Here is a 23898-nt window from a genome sequence, read left to right as displayed (position 1 = left end):
GGAGAATTTATGAGCCAACTATTTGTCCGAACCGGAATCACATTCGACTCGAGCCAACAGGCGCTGGCGCACATTGGCAAAGAGATGCTGGCGAAAGGCGTGGTACATGATAGTTATCCGCAGGCGCTGGTGGAACGTGAAGCGTCTTTTCCTACCGGCATTGCGCTGGAGCGTCACGCCGTCGCTATCCCTCATTGCGAGGCGGTTCATGCGAAATCACCCGCTATCTATCTGATTCGTCCAGATAAGCCGGTCATGTTTCAACAGGCGGATGATGACGAAGAGATTGCTGTTTCGTTAATCATCGCCTTAATCGTTGAAAACCCGGCGGCACAGCTAAAACTTCTGCGCCGCCTGTTTAGTGAGCTACAGAACCCAAGCACCCTCGATGCCCTGTTAAGCGCGCCGGATGCCGAACTGGCGATACGCTTTCAGGAAACCATCCTTGAGCCTGAGCAGTGCGTCCAGGTTTGATAATAAATTGATAATAATGAGGAATACCCTATGAAACGTAAAGTAATTGTGGCCTGTGGCGGTGCGGTTGCAACCTCAACGATGGCTGCGGAAGAAATTAAAGAGCTATGTGATGCCAACCATATTGAGCTCGACTTAGTGCAATGCCGGGTCACCGAAATCGAAACCTATATGGACGGCGCCGATCTTATCTGTACCACTGCCAGGGTCGATCGCGCCTTTGGTGATATTCCCGTCGTTCACGGTATGCCTTTTGTTTCCGGCGTGGGTATTGAAGCATTACAGCAAAAAATTCTGTCCATTCTCATGGGGTAACGTATGTTTAGCGAAATAATGCGTTATATCCTCGACTTAGGCCCAACGGTGATGTTGCCTCTGGTGATCATCGTGTTCTCTAAACTGCTGGGAATGAAGCTTGGGGATTGTTTTAAATCGGGTTTGCATATTGGTATCGGCTTCGTGGGTATTGGTCTGGTCATCGGCCTGATGCTGGATTCTATCGGCCCCGCGGCGAAAGCCATGGCGGAACATTTCCAAATCAATCTCCACGTTATTGACGTCGGCTGGCCAGGTTCATCGCCCATGACCTGGGCGTCACAAATCGCGCTGGTCGCGATCCCTGTCGCCATCGGGGTTAACGTCCTGATGCTGGTGACCCGCATGACCCGCGTGGTGAATGTTGATATCTGGAATATCTGGCACATGACCTTCACGGGCGCCATGCTGCATCTGGCGACCGGTTCATACTGGCTGGGGATTCTGGGCGTTGTGGTTCATGCCGCCTTTGTCTACAAACTGGGGGACTGGTTTGCCAAAGATACCCGCGACTATTTTGGCCTCGAGGGGATTGCAATCCCACACGGTTCATCCGCGTACCTGGGCCCCGTGGCGGTACTCGTTGATACCATTATCGAGAAAATTCCGGGTCTCAATCGTATTCACTTTAGCGCAGACGATGTCCAGAAACGCTTCGGACCGTTTGGCGAGCCGGTGACTGTCGGCTTCGTGATGGGGCTGGTGATTGGTGTACTGGCAGGCTACGACGCCAAAGCCGTTCTGCAACTGGCGGTCAAAACCGCAGCGGTGATGCTGCTTATGCCACGCGTCATTAAACCTATTATGGATGGCCTAACGCCTATCGCGAAACATGCGCGTAAACGTCTACAGGCTAAATTTGGCGGGCAGGAGTTCCTGATAGGCCTTGATCCAGCGCTACTGCTCGGTCATACCTCTGTTGTCTCCGCGAGCCTGATATTCATTCCGCTGACCATCCTGATTGCCGTCTTAGTACCGGGGAACCAGGTGCTGCCGTTCGGCGACCTCGCCACCATCGGTTTCTTTATTGCGATGGCGGTTGCGGTACACCAGGGCAACCTGTTCCGCACGCTGATTTCAGGTGTCATTATCATGGGCATCACCCTGTGGATAGCCACCCAGACGATTGGCCTGCATACCCAACTGGCTGCCAATGCCGGAGCGCTAAAAGCTGGCGGACAAGTCGCCTCGCTGGATCAGGGCGGTTCCCCCATCACCTGGCTGCTGATTCAACTTTTTACCTGGCAGAATATCGTCGGCTTCGCCGTCATTGCCATTATCTATCTGGCTGGCGTACTGCTGACCTGGCGTCGCGCCCGACAGTTTGTCGCGGCTGAGAAAGCCACGGCGCTACAGCAAAGTCAAATCGCCTCTTAATTTTAGGGGAGCAATCGCTCCCCTCACCTTCCTGGAGAATGTTATGAAATCAGTGGTTATTCACGCTGAGGGAGACGTGCGCGTTGAAGAACGCCCCTTACCACAACTGCAAGCCGAGGACGATGTGTTGGTCAAGGTCGTTAGCTCAGGGCTTTGCGGGTCGGATATCCCGCGTATTTTCGCGCAGGGCGCCCATTATTATCCTATTACGTTAGGTCATGAATTCAGCGGCTACGTTGAATCCTACGGCACAGGCGTAACGGATATGCAGCCCGGCGATGCCGTCGCTTGTGTCCCGCTTCTTCCCTGCTTTCACTGTCCACAATGCGAACGCGGTTACTTTTCTTTATGCAAACAGTATCAGTTTGTAGGATCGCGCAGCGAAGGCGGTAATGCGGAATATGTGGTGGTCAAACGGGCCAATCTTTTCCGCTTGCCGTCTGATATGCCAATTGAAGATGGCGCGTTTATCGAACCGATTACCGTGGGCTTACACGCCTTTCATCTGGCGCAGGGCTGCGAGGGGAAAAACGTAATTATCGTCGGGGCCGGGACAATTGGCCTGCTGGCCTTACAGTGCGCGCGGGAACTGGGCGCGCGAAGCGTAACGGCGATTGATATCAATCCGCAGAAACTGGAACTTGCGAAAGCGCTCGGCGCAACGCATACCTGTAATAGCCGGGAAATGACCGCCGACGACATCCAGACCGCGTTGTCCGACATTCAGTTTGATCAACTGGTTCTCGAAACGGCAGGAACTCCCCAGACCGTCTCGCTGGCTATCGATATCGCCGGGCCGCGCGCGCAACTGGCGCTGGTGGGGACGTTACATCACGATCTCACCCTGACAACGCGTACATTCGGGTTAATTTTGCGTAAAGAGCTCACACTCCTCGGCAGTTGGATGAACTACTCCGCGCCATGGCCAGGAGAGGAATGGGAAACCGCAGCGCGCCTGTTGGCTGAAAAACGTCTTCAACTGGCCCCTCTCATTGCCCATCGCGGCGATGCGGAAAGCTTTGCAGAAGCAGTCAAAGCGCTTAATGGCGCGCCCATGCAGGGCAAAATTTTACTTCAACTTTCCTGATGGTACGAGCCAGCAACCTGCGCTGGCTCACATTTCCTTTCGAAATTTAGCGTTCACCTTTCGCAATCCTTCGTTTAAACTAGTTACAGTTAATTATCAGGCAAATCAATATGAACTCATTTGAGCGAAGAAATAAAATTGTCGACCTGATTAATACGCAAGGCAGCGTGCTGGTGATGGACCTTTCAAATACCTTTGGTATTTCTGAAGTGACTATCCGTGCTGACCTGCGTCTGCTGGAAGAGAAAGGCCTTGTCACCCGTTTTCATGGCGGCGCGGCAAAACCGGGAAGTCATCTGGCGGAAGGCGACAATCAGGAAGTCATTCTGGAAGATCGGTATCAACTCGCCAGCGATCCGAAAAAGCGGATTGCCCAGGCGGCTGCGGCAATGGTTGAAGAAGGAATGACCATCATTCTGGATAGCGGGAGCACAACATTACTGATTGCGGAAGCGCTCGCGCGAAAAAGCAATATTACGGTGATCACTAACAGCTTGCCTGCCGCTTTTACGCTATCAGAAAATAAAGATCTCACGCTGGTGGTCTGCGGCGGTACGGTACGGCATAAAACCCACTCAATGCACGGCACGATTGCGGAACGATCGCTACACGGCATCAGCGCCGATGTCATGTTTGTCGGGGCGGATGGCATTGATGCGACAAACGGTATTACCACGTTTAACGAAGGTTATTCCATTAGCGGCGTCATGGCGGCGGCGGCACACAAAGTTATCGCGGTACTGGACGCGACCAAATTTAACCGTCGCGGCTTTAACCAGGTATTGCCGATGGACAAGATCGACTGTGTGATAACCGATGACAGTATCAGCAAACAGGATAAAGCGGCATTAGCGAAAACAGGCGTGGAACTAATGATCGTCTAAAAAGGAGTCGGTTATGCGTTGCTGATCGCGAGAGTAAGCCCGAAGGAAAGGTCCGGTCCGCTATTACCGCCCAATGCCCCCATCACTTTACCCACATCAATCACCTGATTGAGTATTAACGCGATGGCGATAAAAGGCGGTTCCCGGGCGCTCGCTTTTATTCTTCCTGCTGCTCCAGCGCATACTTATACAGCGCATTTTTCTTCACGCCGTGAATTTCTGCTGCCAGCGCCGCCGCTTTTTTCAGCGGCAGTTCTGCCTGTAGCAGCGCCAGCGTGCGCAGCGCGTCGGCGGGCAGGTCGTCTTCTTGCGCTTTATGGCCTTCGACAATCAGCACCATTTCGCCTTTGCGACGGTTTTCATCTTCTTTGACCCACGCCAGCAGCTCGCCAACGGGCGCGCCGTGAATGGTTTCCCAGGTTTTGGTCAGCTCCCGCGCCAGCACCACATAACGGGATTCTCCCAATACCGCGACGATATCTTCCAGGCTATCTAACAGGCGGTGGGTTGACTCATAAAAAATCAGCGTTCGCGGTTCCGTTTCAATGGCTTTTAGCGCATCACGGCGGCCTTTGGATTTCGCCGGTAAAAAGCCTTCATAGCAGAAACGGTCAGATGGCAGGCCAGCGGCGCTCAGGGCGGTAATCGCCGCACATGGCCCCGGTAGCGGCACCACGCGAATCCCCGCTTCACGGCAGGTACGCACCAGGTGATAGCCGGGGTCATTAATTAGTGGCGTACCGGCGTCGGAAACCAGCGCAATGTTCTGCCCTTCTTTTAGCTTCGCGACCAGCGTTTCCGCTTTTTGTTGTTCGTTATGGTCGTGCAGCGCGAACAATCGGGCATTAATCCCAAAATGTTGCAGCAATAAACCGGTGTGACGAGTATCCTCGGCGGCAATCAGATCTACAGCCTGTAACACCTCCAACGCACGCTGGGTGATATCCGCCAGATTACCGATAGGAGTAGGTACAATAAAGAGTTGGCCCTGAGAATTATCCGCCGATTCGTTTTGTTTCATTGTGTCGTCCGTATTGCCGATTTAATATTGAGCATTGCGTAAAAAAATATCACTGGATACAGTATGGTACCCTCAACATTTTCTCGTTTGAACGCCGCACGCGCGCTGCCTGTCGTCCTGGCTGCGCTACTTTTCGCCGGGTGCGGCACCCAGGCGCCAGATCAAAGCGCAGCCTATATGCAGGGTTCAGCGCAAGCTGACTCCGCCTTTTACCTGCATCAGATGCAGCAAAGCGCAGATGATAGCAAGACCAACTGGCAATTACTCGCCATTCATGCACTGTTGAAAGAAGGAAAAAGCCAGCAGGCCGTCGACCTGTTCAACCAACTCCCGCAAAATCTGAACGATGCCCAGCGTCGCGAACAGTCTTTATTAGCGGTAGAAATCAAACTGGCGCAAAAAGATGTCGCAGGCGCGCAGGCCTTGCTGGATAAACTAAAACCCGCCGACTTTGCGCCACATCAGCAAGCGCGTTACTGGCAGGCGCAGATCGTTGCCAGCCAGGGACGCCCGTCGCTTACCCTATTGCGGGCGTTAATCGCCCAGGAACCGCTACTGGCGGCGAAAGAGAAACAAAAAAATATCGACACCACCTGGCAGGCGCTCTCCGCCATGACGCCGGATCAGGCCAGGACGCTGGTTATCAACGCCGATGAAAATGTGCTTCAGGGCTGGCTGGATCTGCAACGCGTCTGGTTTGACAACCGCAACGATCCAGACATGCTGAAAGCCGGGATCGCCGACTGGCAAAAACGCTACCCGCAAAATCCGGGGGCGAAAATGCTGCCGACGCAGCTCGTCAATGTACAACGTTTTAAACCAGCTTCCACCAGCAAAATCGCTCTGCTGCTGCCGCTGAACGGTCAGGCTGCCGTGTTTGGCCGTACCATCCAGCAAGGTTTCGAAGCCGCGAAAAACCTCGGCACCCAGGCGGTAGAGACGCAGCCTGCCGCCGCGCCTGACGCGCCGGTCGAACCTGGCGTGGAGGAGACGCAGCCACAAATGACCAACGGCGTCGCCAGTCCGTCGCAGGCCTCGGTGAGCGATCTGACTGATGACGCTCCATCCCAGTCCGCTACGCCAGTCAGCGCGCCACAAACTCCCCCTGCTACAACAAGCGCGCCGGCGGATCCCTCCGCTGAATTAAAAATCTACGATACCTCTTCCCAGCCGTTGGATCAGGTGCTTGCTCAGGTTCAGCAAGACGGCGCCAGTATCGTGGTCGGGCCGCTGTTGAAAAACAATGTGGAAGCGCTGATGAAAAGCAACACGCCGCTCAACGTGCTGGCGCTCAACCAGCCGGAAACGGTACGTAGCTTCCCTAATATCTGCTATTTCGCGCTCTCTCCAGAAGATGAAGCCCGTGATGCGGCGCATCATATTTATGACCAGGGCAAGCAGTCGCCGCTGCTGTTGATCCCACGCAGCACGCTTGGCGATCGCGTGGCGAACGCCTTCACCCAGGAGTGGCAAAAACTGGGCGGCGGCATCGTGTTACAGCAAAAATTCGGCTCCGTAGCCGAGCTGAAAATGGGCGTGAACGGCGGTGCGGGTATCGCGTTGACGGGCAGCCCGGTCGCCGCCAGCGTGCCTGCGCAGCCTGGCGTCACCATTGGCGGTCTGACCATCCCTGCGCCGCCGACCGACGCGCAAATCACCGGCGGCGGACGCGTAGACGCGGTCTATATTCTGGCTACGCCGGAAGAGATTGGCTTTATCAAACCGATGATCGCCATGCGTAACGGCACTCAGAGCGGCGCGACGCTGTATGCCAGCTCCCGCAGCGCGCAAGGCACCTCCGGCCCCGACTTCCGTCTGGAAATGGAGGGTTTACAATACAGTGAAATTCCTATGCTGGCAGGCGGCAATATGCCGTTGATGCAGCAGGCGCTGAGCGCTGTACATAACGACTATTCTCTGGCGCGGATGTACGCCATGGGCGTGGATGCCTGGACGCTGGCGAACCACTTTTCGCAGATGCGTCAGGTGCAGGGATTTGAGATCAATGGTAATACCGGCGCATTAACCGCCAGCCCGGATTGTGTGATTAACAGGAAGTTATCATGGCTCAAATACCAGCAAGGGGAGATTGTTCCCGCCAGCTAACGCGTAAACAGGCTGGCGACGCGTGGGAAGCTGCCGCGCGTCGCTGGCTGGAAAGCAAAGGACTGCGGTTTATCGCCGCCAACGTGCGCGAGCGCGGCGGCGAAATCGATCTGATCATGCGCGATGGAAAAACGACGGTTTTTGTTGAGGTCCGCTATCGGCGCTCCGGGCTTTATGGCGGCGCGGCGGCTAGTGTGACCCACAGCAAGCAACACAAATTATTACATACTGCCCGCTTGTGGCTCGCCCGCCAGAATGGGAGTTTTGATACTGTGGATTGTCGGTTCGATGTGTTAGCCTTCACCGGAAATGAGATTGAGTGGTTTCGGGATGCGTTTAACGACCACTCATAATTGAAGATTTTAAGGATTAGCGTGCTCGAAAGAATCAAAGTTTGCTTTACAGAAAGCATTCAAACTCAAATTGCTGCGGCGGAAGCGCTTCCGGATGCCATTTCCCGCGCCGCCATGACGCTGGTTCATTCCCTGCTTAACGGCAACAAAATCCTCTGTTGCGGAAACGGGACGTCCGCGGCCAACGCACAGCATTTTGCTGCCAGCATGATTAACCGCTTTGAAACGGAGCGACCCAGTTTACCCGCCATTGCACTAAATACCGATAATGTGGTCTTAACTGCGATCGCTAACGATCGCCTGCACGATGAAGTTTATGCAAAACAAGTCCGGGCGCTGGGACATGCAGGCGATGTTTTATTGGCGATCTCTACGCGTGGTAATAGTCGCGATATCGTAAAAGCCGTTGAAGCAGCCGTCACACGTGACATGACCATTGTGGCGCTAACCGGGTATGACGGGGGCGAGCTGGCCGGACTATTAGGGCCGCAGGATGTCGAAATTCGTATCCCTTCACACCACAGCGCGCGCATTCAGGAAATGCATATGCTGACGGTAAACTGCCTGTGCGATTTGATCGATAACACGCTTTTTCCTCACCAGGATGATTAAGGAGTACACATGAAGGCATTTTCGCCGCTCGCAGTCCTTATTTCTGCGTTGCTATTGCAAGGTTGCGTCGCCGCCGCGGTAGTGGGTACGGCAGCCGTCGGCACCAAAGCCGCAACCGACCCGCGTAGCGTGGGCACCCAGGTGGATGACGGAACGCTGGAACTGCGTGTCAGCAGCGCGCTGTCGAAAGATGAGCAAATCAAAAAAGAGACGCGCATCAATGTCACGGCTTATCAGGGCAAAGTTTTGTTAGTGGGGCAGTCGCCAAACAGCGAACTCTCCGCACGCGCTAAACAGATAGCGATGGGCGTTGAAGGCACCACCGAGGTCTATAACGAGATTCGCCAGGGTCAGCCTATCGGCCTGGGGACCGCCTCTAACGATACCTGGATCACCACGAAAGTTCGCTCACAGCTACTGACCAGCGATCAGGTAAAATCGTCAAACGTGAAAGTCACCACCGAAAATGGCGAAGTGTTCCTGCTGGGCCTGGTGACTGAACGTGAAGGTAAAGCGGCAGCGGACATCGCCAGCCGGGTGAGCGGCGTGAAACGCGTGACCACCGCCTTTACGTATATTAAGTAACCGGTGTGCCGGGTGGCGATAAGAATGTGTAAACCGCGTCGCCATCCGGTAAATCATCCGGCTTCGCTATTCCGCTTTTTCCCGCAGTTGCGATGAGGTCAGAATCGTCACGCCTTCTTGTGCTGGCGCCAGCGCTTCCGCCAGCATGGCCCGCGCCACATCCCGCGCATCGATCGATTTCCAGTTTCCTGGCAACAGCCGAAATAGCGGAGCGAAAAGCGTTTCATTCACCCGCCGCGTTGTTCTGTCGCCGAGCAGCATAGAAGGCCGGGCAATCGTCAAACGAGGCCAATTTTGCGCGATTAACGCCTCCTCCATTTCTCCTTTCACCCGATTGTAGAAAAACGGAGAGTGCGCGTTTGCTCCCATTGCGCTGACCACCAACATGTGCTGCGCGCCCAGTCGACGCCCGGTCAGCGCGGTATCAACCACCAGCGTATAATCCGCATGAATAAACGCCGCTTTACTTCCCGCTTCATGCCGGGTCGTGCCCAGGCAGCAAAAAACAATATCTACCGGGTCGGTCACCTGAGCTAACGCATCGGTAAGCTGCGGATCGTGAGGGTTATAAACGCCGACAATATCCGTCAGCGGGCGACGCGTCGGCGCGGCGATAGCGCTCACCTGCGGCGTGTTGATTAACATTCTCAGCAGATGTCCGCCGACCAGTCCGGTCGCGCCGGTAATCAGTACCTGACTCATCCTCGCTCCTTTACAGATTTGTCCACCTTGCACTCTCGGCCCTATCGACCAGGCTTAATAGTCTACGAGGTAAGTATCCATCATTGTGGAAAATTTGCCTTACCCGACGCCACCACTGCGGAGGAAACGCATGAGTAAGAAAATTGCCGTTTTGATTACCGATGAATTTGAAGATTCAGAATTTACCTCGCCGGCTGCAGAATTCCGTCAGGCCGGCCATGAGGTCATCACCATCGAAAAAGAGGCGGGAAAAACGGTGAAAGGAAAAAAAGGCGAGGCCAGCGTCACCATTGATAAGGCTATTGATGACGTTCGTCCCGACGAGTTCGACGCCTTGCTATTGCCGGGAGGTCATTCGCCGGACTACCTGCGCGGCGACAGCCGTTTCGTGGATTTTACCCGCGATTTCGTTAACAGCGGTAAACCGGTTTTTGCCATTTGCCACGGCCCACAGTTGTTGATCAGCGCCGATGTCATTCGTGGCCGCAAACTCACGGCGGTGAAACCGATTATTATCGATGTGAAGAATGCGGGCGCGGAATTTTACGATCAGGAAGTCGTCGTCGATAAAGATCAGCTGGTGACCAGCCGCACGCCTGACGACCTGCCGGCATTTAACCGCGAGGCGCTACGCCTGCTGGGCGCGTGAGTCGCGTAACCAGTGCAGTTTTTTACCAAACCCCAGCGTGTTGTCGGTGAATTTAATTTCATCCAGCCGGATTTCCCATACCGGCGCTGGCAGCACCCTGGCGACCGGGAAGCGACGAAGGTAAGCTTTACGCGCGGCGTCGCTCTCCTGCCCCTCCAGACGGCGAATTTCCCCTTTAAACTGTACGCCGCGAATGCGCGCCACCGTTTTCGGCTGACCATTGACCGTTCCCGCAACTGGCGCGCACGCGCCAGACATTTGCGCATGGCGGGTTTTATCATCCGTTAACAGATACAGCGCGACGTTTTGCGCATCAAACAAATAAAACGCATTGGCGCACCACAGCTCTCCCTCATGGTGTACGCACCAGGTCACCACGTGTTGTTTCGCCAGCCAACGGCCAATAGCGGTAAGTGTGTCCATCTTTATTCTCGCTTATACTGGGAACCTGAAAATTATCATGCTGATGGCGACAATGACACCCTGGTATCTGTATCTGATTCGTACTGCAGACAATGCGCTTTACACCGGAATAACCACCGATGTGGCGCGTCGTTACAGGCAGCATCAAACGGGAAAAGGCGCAAAAGCATTACGGGGAAAAGGCGAGTTAACGCTGGCGTTTGCGGCGCAGGTCGGCGATCGCTCGCTGGCCCTGCGCATAGAGTATCGCATCAAACAGCTCACAAAGCGCCAGAAGGAGCGCCTTGTGACGGAACGCGAAGCGTTTGAGGCGCTGCTGTCCAGCCTGCAAACGCCGGTGCTTAAAAACGATTGAAGTGGTCGTGATACTCCACCAGCCCCGTCACGCCTTCCAGCGCATCCTCAGCCAAACGGTGTACCTGGAAAGCGCTTTCCGTACCGGGCCAACGGCAGTGAAGATCGTAATGCGCGGCCAGTTCAAAACCGAAGCGGCTATATAACGCCGGGTCGCCCAGCGTCACGACCGCCGCGTAGCCGAACTCGTTGAGCGAATCCAGCCCTTCATACACTAACTGGCGCGCCAGCCCTTGCCCGCGATACTTTTCATCGACCGCCAGCGGCGCCATGCCGACCCACTGTAAATCTTCGCCCTGCACATCAACCGGGCTAAAGGCGACATAGCCCACCACCTGACCTTCATCATCCGTGGCCACCAGTCCGAGCGTCAGAAAACCATCTTCACGCAAATCGTGAACCAGCTTCGCTTCCGCATCGCTTTCGAATGAACGGCGTAACAGCGCATCAATACCAGGCGCATCAATGGGAATTTCTACTCGAATTAGCATGGTTCACCTACCGAGGTCTGTTTGGTTTCCGGCGAGTTTTTCATACCCGCCTCAACAAAATCCGCCAGTTGCAGCAGCATAACGCGTAACGCTTTCGGCATCTGCTCCAGTTCGATGGCGTCCATCAGATTCTTCACATACAACCCTAACTCAGTATCGCCTTCAATGACCAGTCGACGCTGGAAAAAGAGCGTATCCGGATCCTGTTTACGGGCGGCGATCATTAGCAGATCGCTGGCGTCGGCGCTAAAACTGACGTCGGCATCCGCCTGCTGGCTAACGATCAGTTTTTCATTTTCAACCGTGGTATACCATTTTAAGTCGATGTCACGAACATGAATGCTTAACCAACGACCTTCGAGGAATTCCAGCTCTCCATCGGCCAGCGCCTGACGAAACTGCCAGCTCAGAACCTGTTCCAGAACCTGGCGCTTTAGCGCAAAGGGCGTCAGTTTAACCGGTACACTCATCAGAGACGGGCCAGCATGGACTAAGCGTGAACGCAGTTTATCTAACACGAGCTTTACTCCCTGTTTCAATAGTCCTGTTATTTTGCCATATCCAATAAATCACATGGCGGCGTAAATCAACAATTGGGTCTGATTTTCTACCCCATTATTGGTGTTACCAATACGCCTTTAACTGCCTTAAATCAAAAATTGTCGCAGCAAGGTTAACTAAAATCCCTGTTCGTTAACAATTTTGCGTCTCAGACGTAACCCTCAGGATAAATTATGGAGCTGCTCTGCCCTGCCGGAAATCTCCCGGCGCTGAAGGCGGCCATCGAAAACGGCGCTGACGCCGTTTATATCGGGTTAAAAGACGATACCAATGCCCGTCATTTTGCCGGCCTTAACTTTACCGAAAAAAAATTGCAGGAAGCGGTGAGTTTTGTTCACCAGCATCGCCGCAAATTACACATCGCCATTAATACTTTTGCGCATCCGGACGGCTATGCTCGCTGGCAGCGCGCCGTGGATATGGCGGCGCAGCTTGGCGCCGACGCGCTGATTCTTGCCGACCTCGCTATGCTGGAATATGCCGCAGAGCGTTACCCACATATTGAGCGCCATGTTTCCGTTCAGGCCTCGGCAACCAACGAAGAGGCGATTCGCTTTTATCACCGCAACTTTGATGTCCACCGTGTAGTACTGCCGCGTGTACTGTCGATTCACCAGGTAAAACAACTCGCCCGCGTCACGCCGGTGCCGCTGGAGGTATTCGCGTTTGGCAGCTTGTGCATTATGGCGGAAGGTCGCTGCTATCTTTCTTCCTACCTGACGGGGGAGTCGCCCAATACCGTCGGCGCCTGCTCTCCCGCCCGCTTTGTCCGTTGGCAGCAAACGCCGCAGGGGCTGGAATCGCGCCTGAATGATGTCCTGATTGACCGTTACCAGGATGGCGAAAACGCGGGCTACCCAACGCTGTGCAAAGGCCGCTATTTAGTGGACGGCGAGCGCTATCACGCGCTGGAGGAGCCAACCAGCCTGAACACGCTGGAACTGCTGCCGGAGCTCATGGTGGCGAACATCGCTTCGGTGAAGATCGAAGGCCGCCAGCGCAGCCCGGCCTACGTTAGCCAGGTGGCGAAAGTGTGGCGCCAGGCGATCGATCGCTGCAAAGCCGCCCCGCAAAACTTCGTTCCACAGCGCGACTGGATGGAGACGCTCGGCGCGATGTCCGAAGGCACTCAAACCACGCTTGGCGCATATCACCGTAAATGGCAGTGAGAGGAGCTATGAAATATTCCTTAGGACCGGTGCTTTATTACTGGCCGAAAGAGACGCTGGAAGATTTTTATCAGCAGGCCGCAAAAAGCAGCGCTGACGTCATTTATCTGGGCGAAGCGGTGTGCAGCAAGCGTCGCGCGACTAAAGTCGGCGACTGGCTGGAAATGGCGAAATCCCTCGCTGCCAGCGGTAAGCAGGTGGCGCTCTCCACCCTGGCGCTGGTACAGGCGTCATCTGAATTAAGCGAGCTGAAACGCTATGTGGACAACGGCGATTTTCTGCTGGAAGCCAGCGATCTTGGCGTGGTGAATCTGTGCGCCGAGCGCAAACTGCCGTTTGTCGCCGGCCATGCGCTGAACTGCTACAACGCGGTCACGCTGCGCCGGTTGCTGAAAGAAGGCATGGTACGCTGGTGTATGCCAGTGGAGCTGTCTCGCGACTGGCTGGTGAATTTGCTTAATCAGTGCGATGAACTGGGCATCCGCAATCAGTTTGAAGTGGAAGTGTTGAGCTACGGCCATCTGCCGCTGGCCTACTCCGCTCGCTGCTTTACCGCCCGTTCGGAAGACCGTCCGAAAGATGAGTGCGAAACCTGCTGTATCAAGTATCCAAACGGTCGTGACGTGCTCTCGCAAGAGAATCAGCAGGTGTTTGTGCTTAACGGTATTCAGACCATGAGCGGCTATGTCTATAACCTTGGCAACGAACTGACGTCAATGCAGGGATTGGTCGATATCGTGCGCCTGTCGCCGTTGGGGACGGAGACATTTGCCATGCTTGATGCCTTTCGCGCTAACGAAAACGGCGGCGCACCATTACCGCTTGCCGCGCATAGCGACTGTAACGGCTACTGGAAGCGGCTGGCCGGGCTGGAGCTACAGGCCTAGCCGGATGGCGGCATCAATACCTTATCCGGCCTACAAATAGCGCTCCCGTAGGCCCGATAAGCGCAGCGCTATCGGGCATTGTTTTGCCGTCAGTCTCATAAAGCTCACTTTGTTAACAACATTCGCTAATCTTTAATGCAGTATTAAAAGATTAATCGGTAACAAAGTGAGCCGTTATGACTGACAAAACTATTCCGTTCTCGGTGCTGGATCTGGCGCCGATCCCTGAAGGATCTTCGGCAAAAGAAGCCTTCACGCACTCGCTTGATCTCGCACGGCTGGCCGAAAAGCGCGGTTATCACCGCTACTGGCTGGCGGAACATCACAACATGACCGGTATCGCCAGCGCGGCGACCTCGGTATTGATTGGTTATCTGGCGGCCAATACCACAACATTACATCTTGGCTCCGGCGGCGTGATGCTGCCTAACCATTCACCGCTGGTGATTGCCGAGCAGTTCGGCACGCTGAATACGCTCTACCCGGGACGTATCGACTTAGGATTGGGACGCGCGCCGGGTAGCGATCAGCCGACGATGCGCGCGCTGCGTCGCCATATGAGCGGCGATATCGATAACTTTCCACGCGATGTCGCAGAGCTGGTGGACTGGTTCGACGCTCGCGACCCTAATCCGCATGTGCGCCCGGTGCCCGGCTACGGCGAGAAGATCCCGGTCTGGCTGTTGGGCTCCAGCCTGTATAGCGCACAACTGGCGGCCCAGCTTGGCCTGCCGTTCGCCTTTGCTTCGCATTTCGCGCCGGATATGTTGTTCCAGGCGCTGCATCTGTACCGTACCCAGTTCAAACCTTCAGCGCGGCTGGAAAAACCGTACGCGATGGTGTGTATCAATATTATCGCCGCCGACAGCAACCGCGACGCCGAATTCCTGTTTACCTCCATGCAGCAGGCTTTTGTGAAGCTACGTCGTGGGGAAACCGGCCAACTGCCGCCGCCGATTGAGAATATGGAGACCTTTTGGTCGCCATCCGAGCAGTATGGCGTGCAACAGGCGCTGAGTATGTCGCTGGTCGGTGATAAGGCGAAAGTCCGCCACGGGCTGGAATCCATCCTGCGGGAGACCCAGGCGGATGAAATTATGGTAAATGGGCAGATTTTCGACCACCAGGCACGCCTGCATTCGTTTAATTTAGCGATAGATGTTAAGGAAGAGTTGTTGGGCTGATTTTATAACGCCGATTTTCAACGGTGATGGTTGGCAATCGGCGATTTTTTTCGAAGTAATCATAGCCGGGCTTCAACATACGCCAGAAATTATATTCCGGCCATGCTTGCGCCTGGCGCATATTTTTGTCATTCATCGTAAATGGGAAGATATGGACAGGCACGCTCTTCTGCCCGCTGTTTAGCGCCTGCGCCACCAGTTGATAAATCTCTTCAATACCGGCATCGGTCATGGCATAGCAACCCGCCGAAACGCAGTTCCCATGAACCATAATGAAATCACCGGTGTAGCCATTTGCCCGATCGTAAGCATTCGGGTAGCCAATATTAAATGCCAGATGATAGCGGCTGTTTGGGTTAAGCAACCCTTTGTTGGTGGCATAAAAGCCTTCCGGGCTTTTACCATCTCCCTGTTTGTGTTTTGGCCCTAAGCCACCAGACCATGCGCATATAGTCCAGGTTTTGTAGAGTTCGTAAGGCTTGTTATTGGCGCTTGCCCACAGTTCTAGCTTATCTTCCGCTTTCAGAATGCGGATAAATAACTGGTCGCCGGGGTGAATGATTTTTAAAGACGATACGACAGGTTTTTCCACTGGCAGGTAAATGTGTTCATCGTACGGAGTGAGCCAGAAAAATTTTAAAATAAAAGCGATAAACAGGCTCAATAATACAATAGCGAGTAGTCCTTTACGCCCCATTTTCGTATTCCGCTTATTCTGAACCAGTTCAAGTATATATTTTCCTATGACAGGAAATAGAGGAAAGGTCCAGTTCTGTACTTTTATAAAATAGTAATCGTTTTATCATAACCGAACAGGGATATGAATAAATCGACTTATTACCAGAGAAAATCATCATGAGTGAACCTGCTTCCTTTTTTCTTCATGCACATATTACCGAGAGTAACCTCAAGAAATTTTTCCATTCACCGGCAACAAATATTAAAGACTATGACGACTGGTTGCCATGGTTTACTGAGGAGCAAAGGTTGTACGGCGAGCCTGCAAAAATGCTTAACAATCTTGCCGCATGTAATTCTGGTGAAAGTGAAAAGAATATTTATGCTGAACATATCAACTTTAATAAAGAAACACAGATAGTCACGATGGATCACATATTTCTCTCAGAGAGCTATGAAACCTTCATGCCACTCATGGCCTGTGTGCGGGGAATCGAGAAATTTATTACGCCAGGGAAAAATAATTTTGCGCTAATTTATTATTACTGGTGGGGTTCGGAGATCGCCATCGCACTCGAATTTGACGCCAATGGTAGCAGAATAACGGCAAATCCTAAGGCAGAAAATTTAACTATCGCCGATGCTTTTTTCGATGAACACGGGGAAGCACTCGCCGAAGAACTTTATAATAAACAGGGATTTATTTGATACCATTTCGCGGACTTGTGAAATATTGCCGGATGAAAACAGCTCATCCGGCACAATAACGTTACTGGTACACCGGCAGCAAATTAAAGCTCGATAAAATATGCACCAGTGCGTTCCCAACGCCAAATAGCAGAATCAGTACAATCATCGGCGTGCCGCCCCAGACGCGGAATTTCGGGCTGCCGAAACGTTCGCGAGATTTACGCGCCAACAGCGCAGGCACAATGGCCGCCCAGATCGTCGCGGCCAGCCCTGCATAACCAATGGCATACAGAAAACCGTTCGGGTACAGCAGGCCACCGACAATCGGCGGTACGAAGGTCAGCAGCGCCGTTTTAAAACGCCCCATTGCCGAGTCGTCAAAACCAAACAGATCCGCCAGATAGTCAAACAGCCCCAGCGTCACGCCGAGGAAGGAACTGGCGACCGCAAAGTTAGAGAACACCACCAGCAGCAGATCCAGGCTGCGGCTGTTCAGCACGCCGCTCAACGCCTGTACCAGCACATCAATATTGCCGCCTTTCTGCGCAATGCCGATAAATTCCGGACGCGGGATGTTGCCCATCGTCCCCAGCAGCCAGACGGAATAGAGCGCCAGCGCCAGTAACGTCCCATAAATCAGGCATTTCACGATGGTGCGCGGATCTTTGCCGTAATATTTCATCAGGCTCGGTACGTTACCGTGATAACCAAAAGAGGCCAGACAAAATGGCAGCGTCATCAGCAGGTACGGCGTATATGACGCGTGGCTTTCAGCCACGTTAAACAACGTGGCAGGCTGAACGTGCCCTAACAGGCTGCCGAAGGTCAGGAAGAAAGTAATCACTTTCGCGCCCAGCACAATCGCCGTCATCCGGCTGACCGCCTTCGTACTCAGCCACACAACAAACGCCACCAGCAGCGCAAAGGCAAAACCTGCCGCTCGCGCCGGAACGTTCAGCGACATCTCAGCAAAGGTATGATGCAGAATTGAGCCGCTCGCCGAGATATAGGCGTAAGTCAGGATGTAGAGCACAAAGGCAATAGAAATGCCGTTGACAATGTTCCAGCCTTTCCCCAACAGATCTTTGGTGATGGTGTCGAAACTCGAACCTATGCGGTAGTTAAGGTTGGCTTCGAGAATCATCAGCCCGGAGTGCAGCATACAAAACCAGGTAAAGACCAGCGCCGCCATCGACCAGAAGAACCACGCCCCGGACATGACCACCGGCAGGGAGAACATCCCCGCGCCAATGATGGTGCCGCCGATAATCACCACGCCGCCAAGCAGCGAAGGTGACGTTTGGGTGGTGGTAAGTGTTGCCATTCAGCTCTCTCTCCAGTCATTTATAATGTGACTATCTCTCAATACGTTGCACTGTACCAGTACGCGAGTACAAAAGAAATAAAAAAAGCCCCGATTGTGACGATCGGGGCTGTATATTTTACTTTACGCTGTGAATGCGCAGGTCAGCGTGAGTTACGCATCACCGCCGAAACGACGGCGACCGGTAGAGTCATCACGACGCGGACCACGGCTTTCACGACGCTCGCCGCTGAAGCGACGACCATCACCACGACCACCTTCACGACGTTCGCCGCTGAAATTACGACCGCCTTCACGACGTTCGCCACTGAAGCTACGACCACCGCCGCGACGTTCGCCGCCCGCGTGCGGAACCGCATCACCCAACAGCTGCATATTCATCGGCTTGTTCAGAATGCGGGTACGCGTGAAGTGCTGGAGCACTTCGCCCGGCATACCTTTCGGCAGCTCGATGGTGGAGTGAGACGCGAACAGCTTAATGTTACCAATGTAACGGCTGCTGATGTCGCCTTCGTTAGCGATAGCGCCCACGATATGACGAACTTCAACGCCGTCATCACGGCCCACTTCAATGCGGTATAACTGCATATCGCCAACGTCACGACGTTCACGACGCGGACGTTCTTCCCGGTCGCCACGCGGGCCACGGTCATTACGATCGCGCGGACCACGGTCATCACGGTCACGGAATTCACGCTTAGGACGCATCGGCGCATCCGGCGGCAGAATCAGCGGACGCTCGCCCTGCGCCATTTTCAGCAGTGCGGCAGCCAGCGTTTCGAGATCCAGCTCTTCACCTTCAGCAGACGGCTGGATTTTCGCCAGCAGCGCACGGTACTGATCCAGATCGCTGCTTTCCAGTTGCTGCTGAACTTTCGCGGCGAATTTTTCCAGACGGCGTTTACCCAGCAGTTCTGCGTTCGGCAGTTCCACTTCCGGAATGGTCAGCTTCATGGTGCGTTCGATGTTGCGCAGCAGACGACGCTCGCGGTTCTCAACGAACAGCAGCGCGCGACCGGCGCGACCCGCACGGCCGGTACGACCGATACGGTGAACGTAGGACTCGGAATCCATCGGGATATCGTAGTTCACCACCAGGCTGATACGTTCAACGTCCAGACCACGTGCCGCAACGTCGGTAGCGATCAGGATGTCCAGACGACCATCTTTCAGGCGCTCCAGAGTCTGCTCACGCAGCGCCTGGTTCATATCGCCATTCAACGCGGCGCTGTTGTAGCCGCTACGTTCCAGAGCTTCTGCTACTTCCAGGGTCGCGTTTTTGGTACGTACGAAGATAATCGCCGCATCAAAGTCTTCCGCTTCCAGGAAACGCACCAGCGCTTCGTTTTTACGCATACCCCAGACAGTCCAGTAGCTCTGGCTGATGTCAGGACGGGTAGTCACGCTGGACTGAATGCGCACTTCCTGCGGCTCTTTCATAAAGCGGCGGGTAATGCGACGAATCGCTTCCGGCATGGTGGCGGAGAACAGAGCGGTCTGATGACCTTCCGGGATCTGCGCCATAATAGTTTCAACGTCTTCGATGAAGCCCATACGCAGCATTTCGTCGGCTTCATCCAGCACCAGACCACTCAGTTTAGAGAGGTCGAGGGTGCCGCGTTTTAAGTGATCAAGCAGACGTCCCGGCGTACCGACAACGATCTGCGGCCCCTGACGCAGGGCGCGTAACTGCACGTCATAACGCTGACCGCCGTACAGGGCAACCACGTTTACGCCGCGCATGTGTTTAGAGAAATCCGTCATGGCTTCGGCAACCTGTACCGCCAGTTCGCGGGTCGGCGCCAGCACCAGAATCTGAGGTGCCTTCAGCTCAGGATCAAGATTGTTGAGCAGCGGTAAAGAGAACGCTGCGGTTTTGCCGCTACCGGTCTGGGCCATGCCCAGCACGTCGCGACCGCCCAGCAGATGCGGAATGCACTCTGCCTGGATTGGAGATGGTTTTTCGTAACCCAGATCGGTAAGGGCTTCAAGGATAGGAGCCTTCAGCCCCAGATCTGCAAAAGTGGTTTCGAATTCAGCCATGTAGTACGTGTGCCTCAAAATTAATGGCGGCCAGTCTACATAACTCATCATGAAATTGATCTGCAATTTTCATTGAAAAGTGTGAACCGGCTCAAAGTAGGTGTATTAACGAACAACAACGCCCTCACCCGCGAAGGTGATGGCAATCAAAAAGATTACGGGCTGATATGTTCGTCAGCTATTGCTGGTCCGATTCTGCCAGGTCATCTTGGTCCTGGCCCAGGAGCGATAATTCCAACAATGCGTATCGGTGCTCAACAAAGTTATGAACGTTGTTGGCCACCGCCAGTTTGAACAGAGCCGTGGCGCTGTCCAAATCCCCCAGACTTAGGTAATACTTACCTAAATAGAAGTTGGTTTCACTGAGATGCTCAGCGAGCGAGGTGTTATCCGTTGCGTCCGCCTTGAGCCTTTCCATCAGCGTTGCTTCGCTAATGTCGCCCAGGTAGAACTCGACAATGTTCCATCCCCATTGCTCTTTATCCGATTTTTCAAAGCGTGCTTTTAACGCTTCTTTCGCCTGCTTCTCATTAAGCTTCTGCTCAACAAGATACAGCCACAGGCTGCGGTAAGGATCATTGGGATCGTCTTGATAAAACGCCAGCAGATCATCTTGCGCTAACTTATCACGGCCGCCGTAATACAATGCGATACCGCGGTTTAAGTGCGCGTAGTTGTAAGTTGGATCAAGCTCTAGTACAGAATCAAACGCTTCATAGGCAGCATCAAAATTGCCTGCCTGCGTTAAATAAATGCCTAAGTAATTGAATACTTCAGGCATATCCGGTCTGATTGCCAGCGCTTGTGAAAAATCATTTCGCGCTAATGCCCTCAAACCAAGACTATCATACAACACTCCGCGCTCATATAAAAGCTGTGCGCGTTCGTCATCGGTTAAAGCCCGACTGGCAAGAATCTGTTCCATACGCGCCAGAATCACTTCCTGCTGTAAAGTCGGTTGCAATGGTACTGCGAGGACTTCACTTTTACGCCAGGCGGAATTACTGCATCCTGCAAGCGTAAGTGCTGTCGCAACGAAACACCAGCGCAAAAAAGGCTTCATTTCCCACTCCCGAAGACAACGATTGAATGAACGTCCTGTTCCCCGGTGGCTCAACAAGGCGTCCAGCCAGGTCTAAAGCCCTCCGCACTGCGGAGGGCAAAAGGCTACCTTACTCGGCCTGTTCGCTCGCCGGAGCTTCCGGCGCAGCCGCAGGTTGAGACTGCTCGGTTGCTTCTTTAATGCTCAGACGTACACGGCCCTGGCGGTCAACTTCCAGAACCTTAACCGGGACTTCCTGACCCATCTGCAGATAGTCGGTCACTTTCTCTACACGTTTATCCGCGATTTGAGAGATGTGAACCAGACCTTCTTTCCCGCCGCCGATGGCAACAAACGCGCCAAAGTCAACGATACGGGTCACTTTACCATTGTAGATACGGCCGACTTCGATCTCCGCGGTAATCTCTTCGATACGACGGATAGCGTATTTCGCTTTTTCACCGTCGGTCGCCGCGATCTTCACAGTACCGTCATCTTCGATTTCGATGGTGGTGCCGGTCTCTTCAGTCAGCGCGCGGATCACAGAACCGCCTTTACCGATCACGTCTTTGATCTTGTCCGTGCTGATCTTGATGGTATGGATACGCGGCGCAAATTCAGAGATATCGCCGCGCGGCGCGTTGATCGCCTGTTCCATCACGCCCAGGATGTGCAGACGCGCACCTTTAGCCTGGTTCAACGCAACCTGCATGATCTCTTTGGTGATACCTTCAATTTTGATATCCATCTGCAGCGCAGAGATACCGTCGCGGGAACCCGCCACTTTGAAGTCCATATCGCCCAGGTGATCTTCGTCGCCCAGAATGTCAGACAGTACAACGTAGTTGTCGCCTTCTTTCACCAGACCCATAGCGATACCTGCTACGGCGGCTTTAATTGGCACGCCAGCGTCCATCAGCGCCAGAGAAGCGCCGCACACGGAAGCCATAGAAGAAGAACCGTTGGATTCGGTGATTTCAGACACCACGCGAACGGTGTACGGGAATTTATCCATGTCCGGCATCACTGCCAGCACGCCGCGCTTCGCCAGACGACCGTGACCAATTTCACGACGCTTCGGAGAACCGACCATGCCGGTTTCGCCTACGGAGTACGGAGGGAAGTTGTAGTGGAACAGGAAGCTGTCAGTACGCTCGCCCATCAGTTCATCAAGCACCTGCGCGTCACGGGCAGTACCCAGAGTTGCGGTAACCAGCGCCTGCGTTTCACCACGGGTAAACAGAGCGGAACCGTGAGTACGCGGCAGTACGCCAGTGCGCACGTCCAGACCACGGATCATGTCTTTTTCACGGCCATCAATACGCGGCTCGCCTGCCAGTACGCGGCTACGCACCACGTTTTTCTCGATAGCGTGCAGGATTTCGCCCAGCTCGTTAGCATCCAGAGTTTCATCTTCTGCAATAAGCTGCTCGATGGTTTCGGATTTGATTACGTCAACCTGAGCATAGCGCTCTTGTTTATCGGTGATGCGGTACGCGTCGCTCAGACGAGATTCAGCCAGCGCAGCAACACGCGCGTTCAACGCGTCGTTGACGGCTTCCGGCTGCCAGTCCCAACGCGGTTTACCGGCTTCTTTCACCAGATCGTTGATCGCCTGGATAACAACCTGCTGCTGCTCGTGACCGAATACCACCGCGCCCAGCATAGTGTCTTCGCTCAGCAGTTCAGCTTCGGATTCCACCATCAGCACAGCCGCTTCGGTACCGGCAACCACCAGGTCCAGCTTGCTTTCTTTCAGCTCGTCCTGGGTCGGGTTCAGCACGTACTGGTCATTGATGTAACCTACGCGCGCCGCGCCGATTGGACCGTTGAACGGAATGCCGGACAGGGACAGCGCAGCGGATGCGCCGATCATGGCAACGATGTCTGGGTTAACCTGCGGGTTAACGGAAACGACGGTCGCAATAACCTGCACTTCGTTAACGAAGCCTTCCGGGAACAGCGGACGAACCGGGCGGTCAATCAGACGCGCGATCAGGGTTTCGCCTTCGCTTGGACGGCCTTCACGACGGAAGAAGCTGCCCGGGATACGACCAGCAGCGTAGGTACGCTCCTGATAGTTAACGGTCAGTGGGAAGAAGTCCTGGCCTGGCTTGGCTTTTTTCTGGCCGACAACGGTAACGAATACGGCGGTGTCATCCATGCTTACCATAACAGCGGCAGTGGCCTGACGCGCCATCATGCCAGTTTCCAGCGTAACGGTATGCTGACCGTACTGGAATTTACGAACGATCGGATTAAGCAAAATAATATCCTTTCCAATTTTTGACGGCATAATACGCGCCGTCGTTAATACCCGACCTTCTGCGCATCCTCGCGACTAATGACAACCCTAACCCTGATATGGGTAAAGCCTCTCATTAGCCGCGCGAACCTCTGCAACGGAAGATCATTCATAGCAACAATACATTAGTTTCCAGCGAATTGCTGCCATCTGCTGGAAAAAAGGGGCCATGAAGGCCCCCTCTTTCTGAAACTCGAAAGAATTAGCGACGCAGACCCAGACGCTCAATCAGCGCGGTGTAGCGTGCAACATCTTTACGTTTCAGGTAGTCGAGCAGTTTACGACGCTGAGAAACCATACGCAGCAGACCACGACGGCTGTGGTGATCTTTTTTATGCTCTGCAAAGTGACCCTGCAGGTGGTTAATCTGTGCAGTCAACAGAGCAACCTGAACATCGGTAGAACCGGTGTCGTTTGCGTCACGACCGAACTCAGAAACGATTTTAGCTGTAGCTTCAGTACTTAGAGACATTTTAAAACTCCAAAGTATTTAAGAATGAGAGGACGCCGATCTCTAATTCAGCGATCCCAGTGTACGCCGCGTAAACTGTTAAATAATTTACGCGACGTTAAGCGGCGGTA

The 23898-nt window shown here is 54.0% G+C and carries 27 protein-coding genes; 15 read left to right on the top strand and 12 right to left on the bottom strand.

Annotated features, from left to right (window positions below; genetic code table 11):
* Positions 1 to 9 precede the first annotated feature (9 nt).
* The 5 genes from gatA to ACH0WD_RS16165 all read left to right on the top strand — a co-directional run bounded on the left by gatA (position 10) and on the right by ACH0WD_RS16165 (position 4137).
* A complete protein-coding gene (gene gatA / locus ACH0WD_RS16185) occupies positions 10 to 474 on the top strand; it encodes a PTS galactitol transporter subunit IIA (protein WP_000080445.1) in 465 nt (154 codons plus the stop codon).
* A 30-nt stretch (positions 475 to 504) separates the two neighbouring features.
* Positions 505 to 789, top strand: coding sequence for a PTS galactitol transporter subunit IIB (gene gatB / locus ACH0WD_RS16180; protein ID WP_000824293.1), 285 nt, complete (start codon positions 505 to 507; stop codon positions 787 to 789).
* A 3-nt stretch (positions 790 to 792) separates the two neighbouring features.
* Entirely contained in the window at positions 793 to 2166 is a 1374-nt protein-coding gene (locus ACH0WD_RS16175) for a galactitol-specific PTS transporter subunit IIC (RefSeq protein ID WP_000490601.1), read from the top strand.
* Positions 2167 to 2209: 43 nt separating this feature from the next.
* Positions 2210 to 3253 (top strand): galactitol-1-phosphate 5-dehydrogenase, encoded by a 1044-nt coding sequence (gene gatD / locus ACH0WD_RS16170; protein WP_000844173.1) that lies wholly within the window; start codon positions 2210 to 2212, stop codon positions 3251 to 3253.
* Between the two features lie 110 nt (positions 3254 to 3363).
* Complete coding sequence (locus ACH0WD_RS16165; protein ID WP_001083898.1) at positions 3364 to 4137, top strand: DeoR/GlpR family DNA-binding transcription regulator; 774 nt, start codon at positions 3364 to 3366, stop codon at positions 4135 to 4137.
* 157 nt (positions 4138 to 4294) lie between these two features.
* Here the strand turns inward: ACH0WD_RS16165 and rsmI are convergent, their stop codons facing one another.
* Complete coding sequence (gene rsmI / locus ACH0WD_RS16160; RefSeq protein WP_000812295.1) at positions 4295 to 5158, bottom strand: 16S rRNA (cytidine(1402)-2'-O)-methyltransferase; 864 nt, start codon at positions 5156 to 5158, stop codon at positions 4295 to 4297.
* Between the two features lie 63 nt (positions 5159 to 5221).
* On the opposite strand from rsmI, the gene ACH0WD_RS16155 reads away from it, so the two are divergent.
* The 4 genes from ACH0WD_RS16155 to dolP are packed head-to-tail and all read left to right on the top strand — an operon-like array spanning position 5222 to position 8814.
* Positions 5222 to 7264, top strand: a complete 2043-nt coding sequence (locus ACH0WD_RS16155; RefSeq protein WP_000249223.1) for a penicillin-binding protein activator — start codon at positions 5222 to 5224, stop codon at positions 7262 to 7264.
* On the top strand, positions 7222 to 7617 hold the full coding sequence (locus ACH0WD_RS16150) for a YraN family protein (protein WP_000057284.1): 396 nt from the start codon (positions 7222 to 7224) through the stop codon (positions 7615 to 7617). The genes ACH0WD_RS16155 and ACH0WD_RS16150 overlap by 43 nt, the downstream gene beginning before the upstream one ends.
* A gap of 21 nt (positions 7618 to 7638) precedes the next feature.
* Entirely contained in the window at positions 7639 to 8229 is a 591-nt protein-coding gene (diaA, locus tag ACH0WD_RS16145) for a DnaA initiator-associating protein DiaA (RefSeq protein ID WP_000893481.1), read from the top strand.
* A gap of 9 nt (positions 8230 to 8238) precedes the next feature.
* Positions 8239 to 8814: a division/outer membrane stress-associated lipid-binding lipoprotein gene (gene dolP, locus ACH0WD_RS16140; RefSeq protein ID WP_000643280.1), complete on the top strand. Its 576-nt coding sequence runs from the start codon at positions 8239 to 8241 to the stop codon at positions 8812 to 8814.
* A gap of 66 nt (positions 8815 to 8880) precedes the next feature.
* On the opposite strand, the gene ACH0WD_RS16135 is transcribed toward dolP, so the two are convergent.
* Entirely contained in the window at positions 8881 to 9516 is a 636-nt protein-coding gene (locus ACH0WD_RS16135) for an NAD(P)H-binding protein (RefSeq protein WP_001747711.1), read from the bottom strand.
* Between the two features lie 130 nt (positions 9517 to 9646).
* Between ACH0WD_RS16135 and yhbO the strand changes: the two genes are divergently transcribed.
* Positions 9647 to 10165 carry a protein/nucleic acid deglycase gene (gene yhbO / locus ACH0WD_RS16130; protein WP_000037599.1) on the top strand — a complete coding sequence of 173 codons (519 nt, stop codon included), beginning with the start codon at positions 9647 to 9649 and terminating at the stop codon, positions 10163 to 10165.
* On the opposite strand, the gene ACH0WD_RS16125 is transcribed toward yhbO, so the two are convergent.
* Positions 10145 to 10588, bottom strand: a complete 444-nt coding sequence (locus ACH0WD_RS16125; RefSeq protein ID WP_000380404.1) for a YhbP family protein — start codon at positions 10586 to 10588, stop codon at positions 10145 to 10147. The two genes, yhbO and ACH0WD_RS16125, sit on opposite strands and share 21 nt — an antisense overlap.
* Before the next feature lie 37 nt (positions 10589 to 10625).
* Between ACH0WD_RS16125 and ACH0WD_RS16120 the strand changes: the two genes are divergently transcribed.
* Entirely contained in the window at positions 10626 to 10943 is a 318-nt protein-coding gene (locus tag ACH0WD_RS16120; RefSeq protein WP_000928379.1) for a GIY-YIG nuclease family protein, read from the top strand.
* Here the strand turns inward: ACH0WD_RS16120 and ACH0WD_RS16115 are convergent.
* Positions 10930 to 11433: a GNAT family N-acetyltransferase gene (locus ACH0WD_RS16115; RefSeq protein ID WP_000908562.1), complete on the bottom strand. Its 504-nt coding sequence runs from the start codon at positions 11431 to 11433 to the stop codon at positions 10930 to 10932. The genes ACH0WD_RS16120 and ACH0WD_RS16115 overlap by 14 nt on opposite strands.
* Positions 11427 to 11951: an SCP2 domain-containing protein gene (locus ACH0WD_RS16110; RefSeq protein WP_000884721.1), complete on the bottom strand. Its 525-nt coding sequence runs from the start codon at positions 11949 to 11951 to the stop codon at positions 11427 to 11429. The genes ACH0WD_RS16115 and ACH0WD_RS16110 overlap by 7 nt, the downstream gene beginning before the upstream one ends.
* A gap of 216 nt (positions 11952 to 12167) precedes the next feature.
* Here ACH0WD_RS16110 and ACH0WD_RS16105 point away from each other — a divergent pair, with 216 nt between their 5' ends.
* The 3 genes from ACH0WD_RS16105 (at position 12168) to ACH0WD_RS16095 (ending at position 15234) form a co-directional block, all read left to right on the top strand.
* Positions 12168 to 13163 carry a peptidase U32 family protein gene (locus ACH0WD_RS16105; protein ID WP_000421312.1) on the top strand — a complete coding sequence of 332 codons (996 nt, stop codon included), beginning with the start codon at positions 12168 to 12170 and terminating at the stop codon, positions 13161 to 13163.
* Positions 13154 to 14050 (top strand): U32 family peptidase, encoded by an 897-nt coding sequence (locus ACH0WD_RS16100; protein ID WP_001540959.1) that lies wholly within the window; start codon positions 13154 to 13156, stop codon positions 14048 to 14050. Before ACH0WD_RS16105 ends, ACH0WD_RS16100 begins: the two co-directional genes overlap by 10 nt.
* Before the next feature lie 176 nt (positions 14051 to 14226).
* Complete coding sequence (locus ACH0WD_RS16095; RefSeq protein WP_000130433.1) at positions 14227 to 15234, top strand: LLM class flavin-dependent oxidoreductase; 1008 nt, start codon at positions 14227 to 14229, stop codon at positions 15232 to 15234.
* On the opposite strand, the gene ACH0WD_RS16090 is transcribed toward ACH0WD_RS16095, so the two are convergent.
* Positions 15212 to 15931 (bottom strand): murein L,D-transpeptidase family protein, encoded by a 720-nt coding sequence (locus tag ACH0WD_RS16090; protein ID WP_000532749.1) that lies wholly within the window; start codon positions 15929 to 15931, stop codon positions 15212 to 15214. The genes ACH0WD_RS16095 and ACH0WD_RS16090 overlap by 23 nt on opposite strands.
* 158 nt (positions 15932 to 16089) lie before the next feature.
* Here ACH0WD_RS16090 and ACH0WD_RS16085 point away from each other — a divergent pair, with 158 nt between their 5' ends.
* The gene (locus ACH0WD_RS16085; protein WP_001294029.1) at positions 16090 to 16620 is read left to right on the top strand and encodes a hypothetical protein; all 531 of its coding nucleotides are present in this window, start codon (positions 16090 to 16092) and stop codon (positions 16618 to 16620) included.
* Between the two features lie 61 nt (positions 16621 to 16681).
* Here the strand turns inward: ACH0WD_RS16085 and mtr are convergent, their stop codons facing one another.
* The 6 genes from mtr to rpsO form a co-directional block, all read right to left on the bottom strand.
* The gene (gene mtr, locus ACH0WD_RS16080; RefSeq protein WP_000224376.1) at positions 16682 to 17926 is read right to left on the bottom strand and encodes a tryptophan permease; all 1245 of its coding nucleotides are present in this window, start codon (positions 17924 to 17926) and stop codon (positions 16682 to 16684) included.
* Between the two features lie 153 nt (positions 17927 to 18079).
* Positions 18080 to 19969 (bottom strand): ATP-dependent RNA helicase DeaD, encoded by a 1890-nt coding sequence (deaD, locus tag ACH0WD_RS16075; RefSeq protein ID WP_000807248.1) that lies wholly within the window; start codon positions 19967 to 19969, stop codon positions 18080 to 18082.
* Complete coding sequence (yrbN, locus tag ACH0WD_RS16070; RefSeq protein WP_010723222.1) at positions 19962 to 20042, bottom strand: protein YrbN; 81 nt, start codon at positions 20040 to 20042, stop codon at positions 19962 to 19964. Before yrbN ends, deaD begins: the two co-directional genes overlap by 8 nt.
* Before the next feature lie 105 nt (positions 20043 to 20147).
* Complete coding sequence (gene nlpI / locus ACH0WD_RS16065; protein WP_000802069.1) at positions 20148 to 21032, bottom strand: lipoprotein NlpI; 885 nt, start codon at positions 21030 to 21032, stop codon at positions 20148 to 20150.
* A gap of 109 nt (positions 21033 to 21141) precedes the next feature.
* Positions 21142 to 23277: a polyribonucleotide nucleotidyltransferase gene (gene pnp, locus ACH0WD_RS16060; RefSeq protein WP_001670767.1), complete on the bottom strand. Its 2136-nt coding sequence runs from the start codon at positions 23275 to 23277 to the stop codon at positions 21142 to 21144.
* A 241-nt stretch (positions 23278 to 23518) separates the two neighbouring features.
* Positions 23519 to 23788: a 30S ribosomal protein S15 gene (gene rpsO / locus ACH0WD_RS16055; protein WP_000059465.1), complete on the bottom strand. Its 270-nt coding sequence runs from the start codon at positions 23786 to 23788 to the stop codon at positions 23519 to 23521.
* Positions 23789 to 23898 lie beyond the last annotated feature (110 nt).

Source organism: Salmonella sp. 2020_1395 (assembly GCF_043848115.1).
Taxonomy (GTDB): Bacteria; Pseudomonadota; Gammaproteobacteria; order Enterobacterales; family Enterobacteriaceae; genus Salmonella; species Salmonella enterica.
The sequence above is the reverse complement of the archived record's forward strand: the minus strand, read 5'-3'. Positions and strand labels throughout refer to the sequence as shown.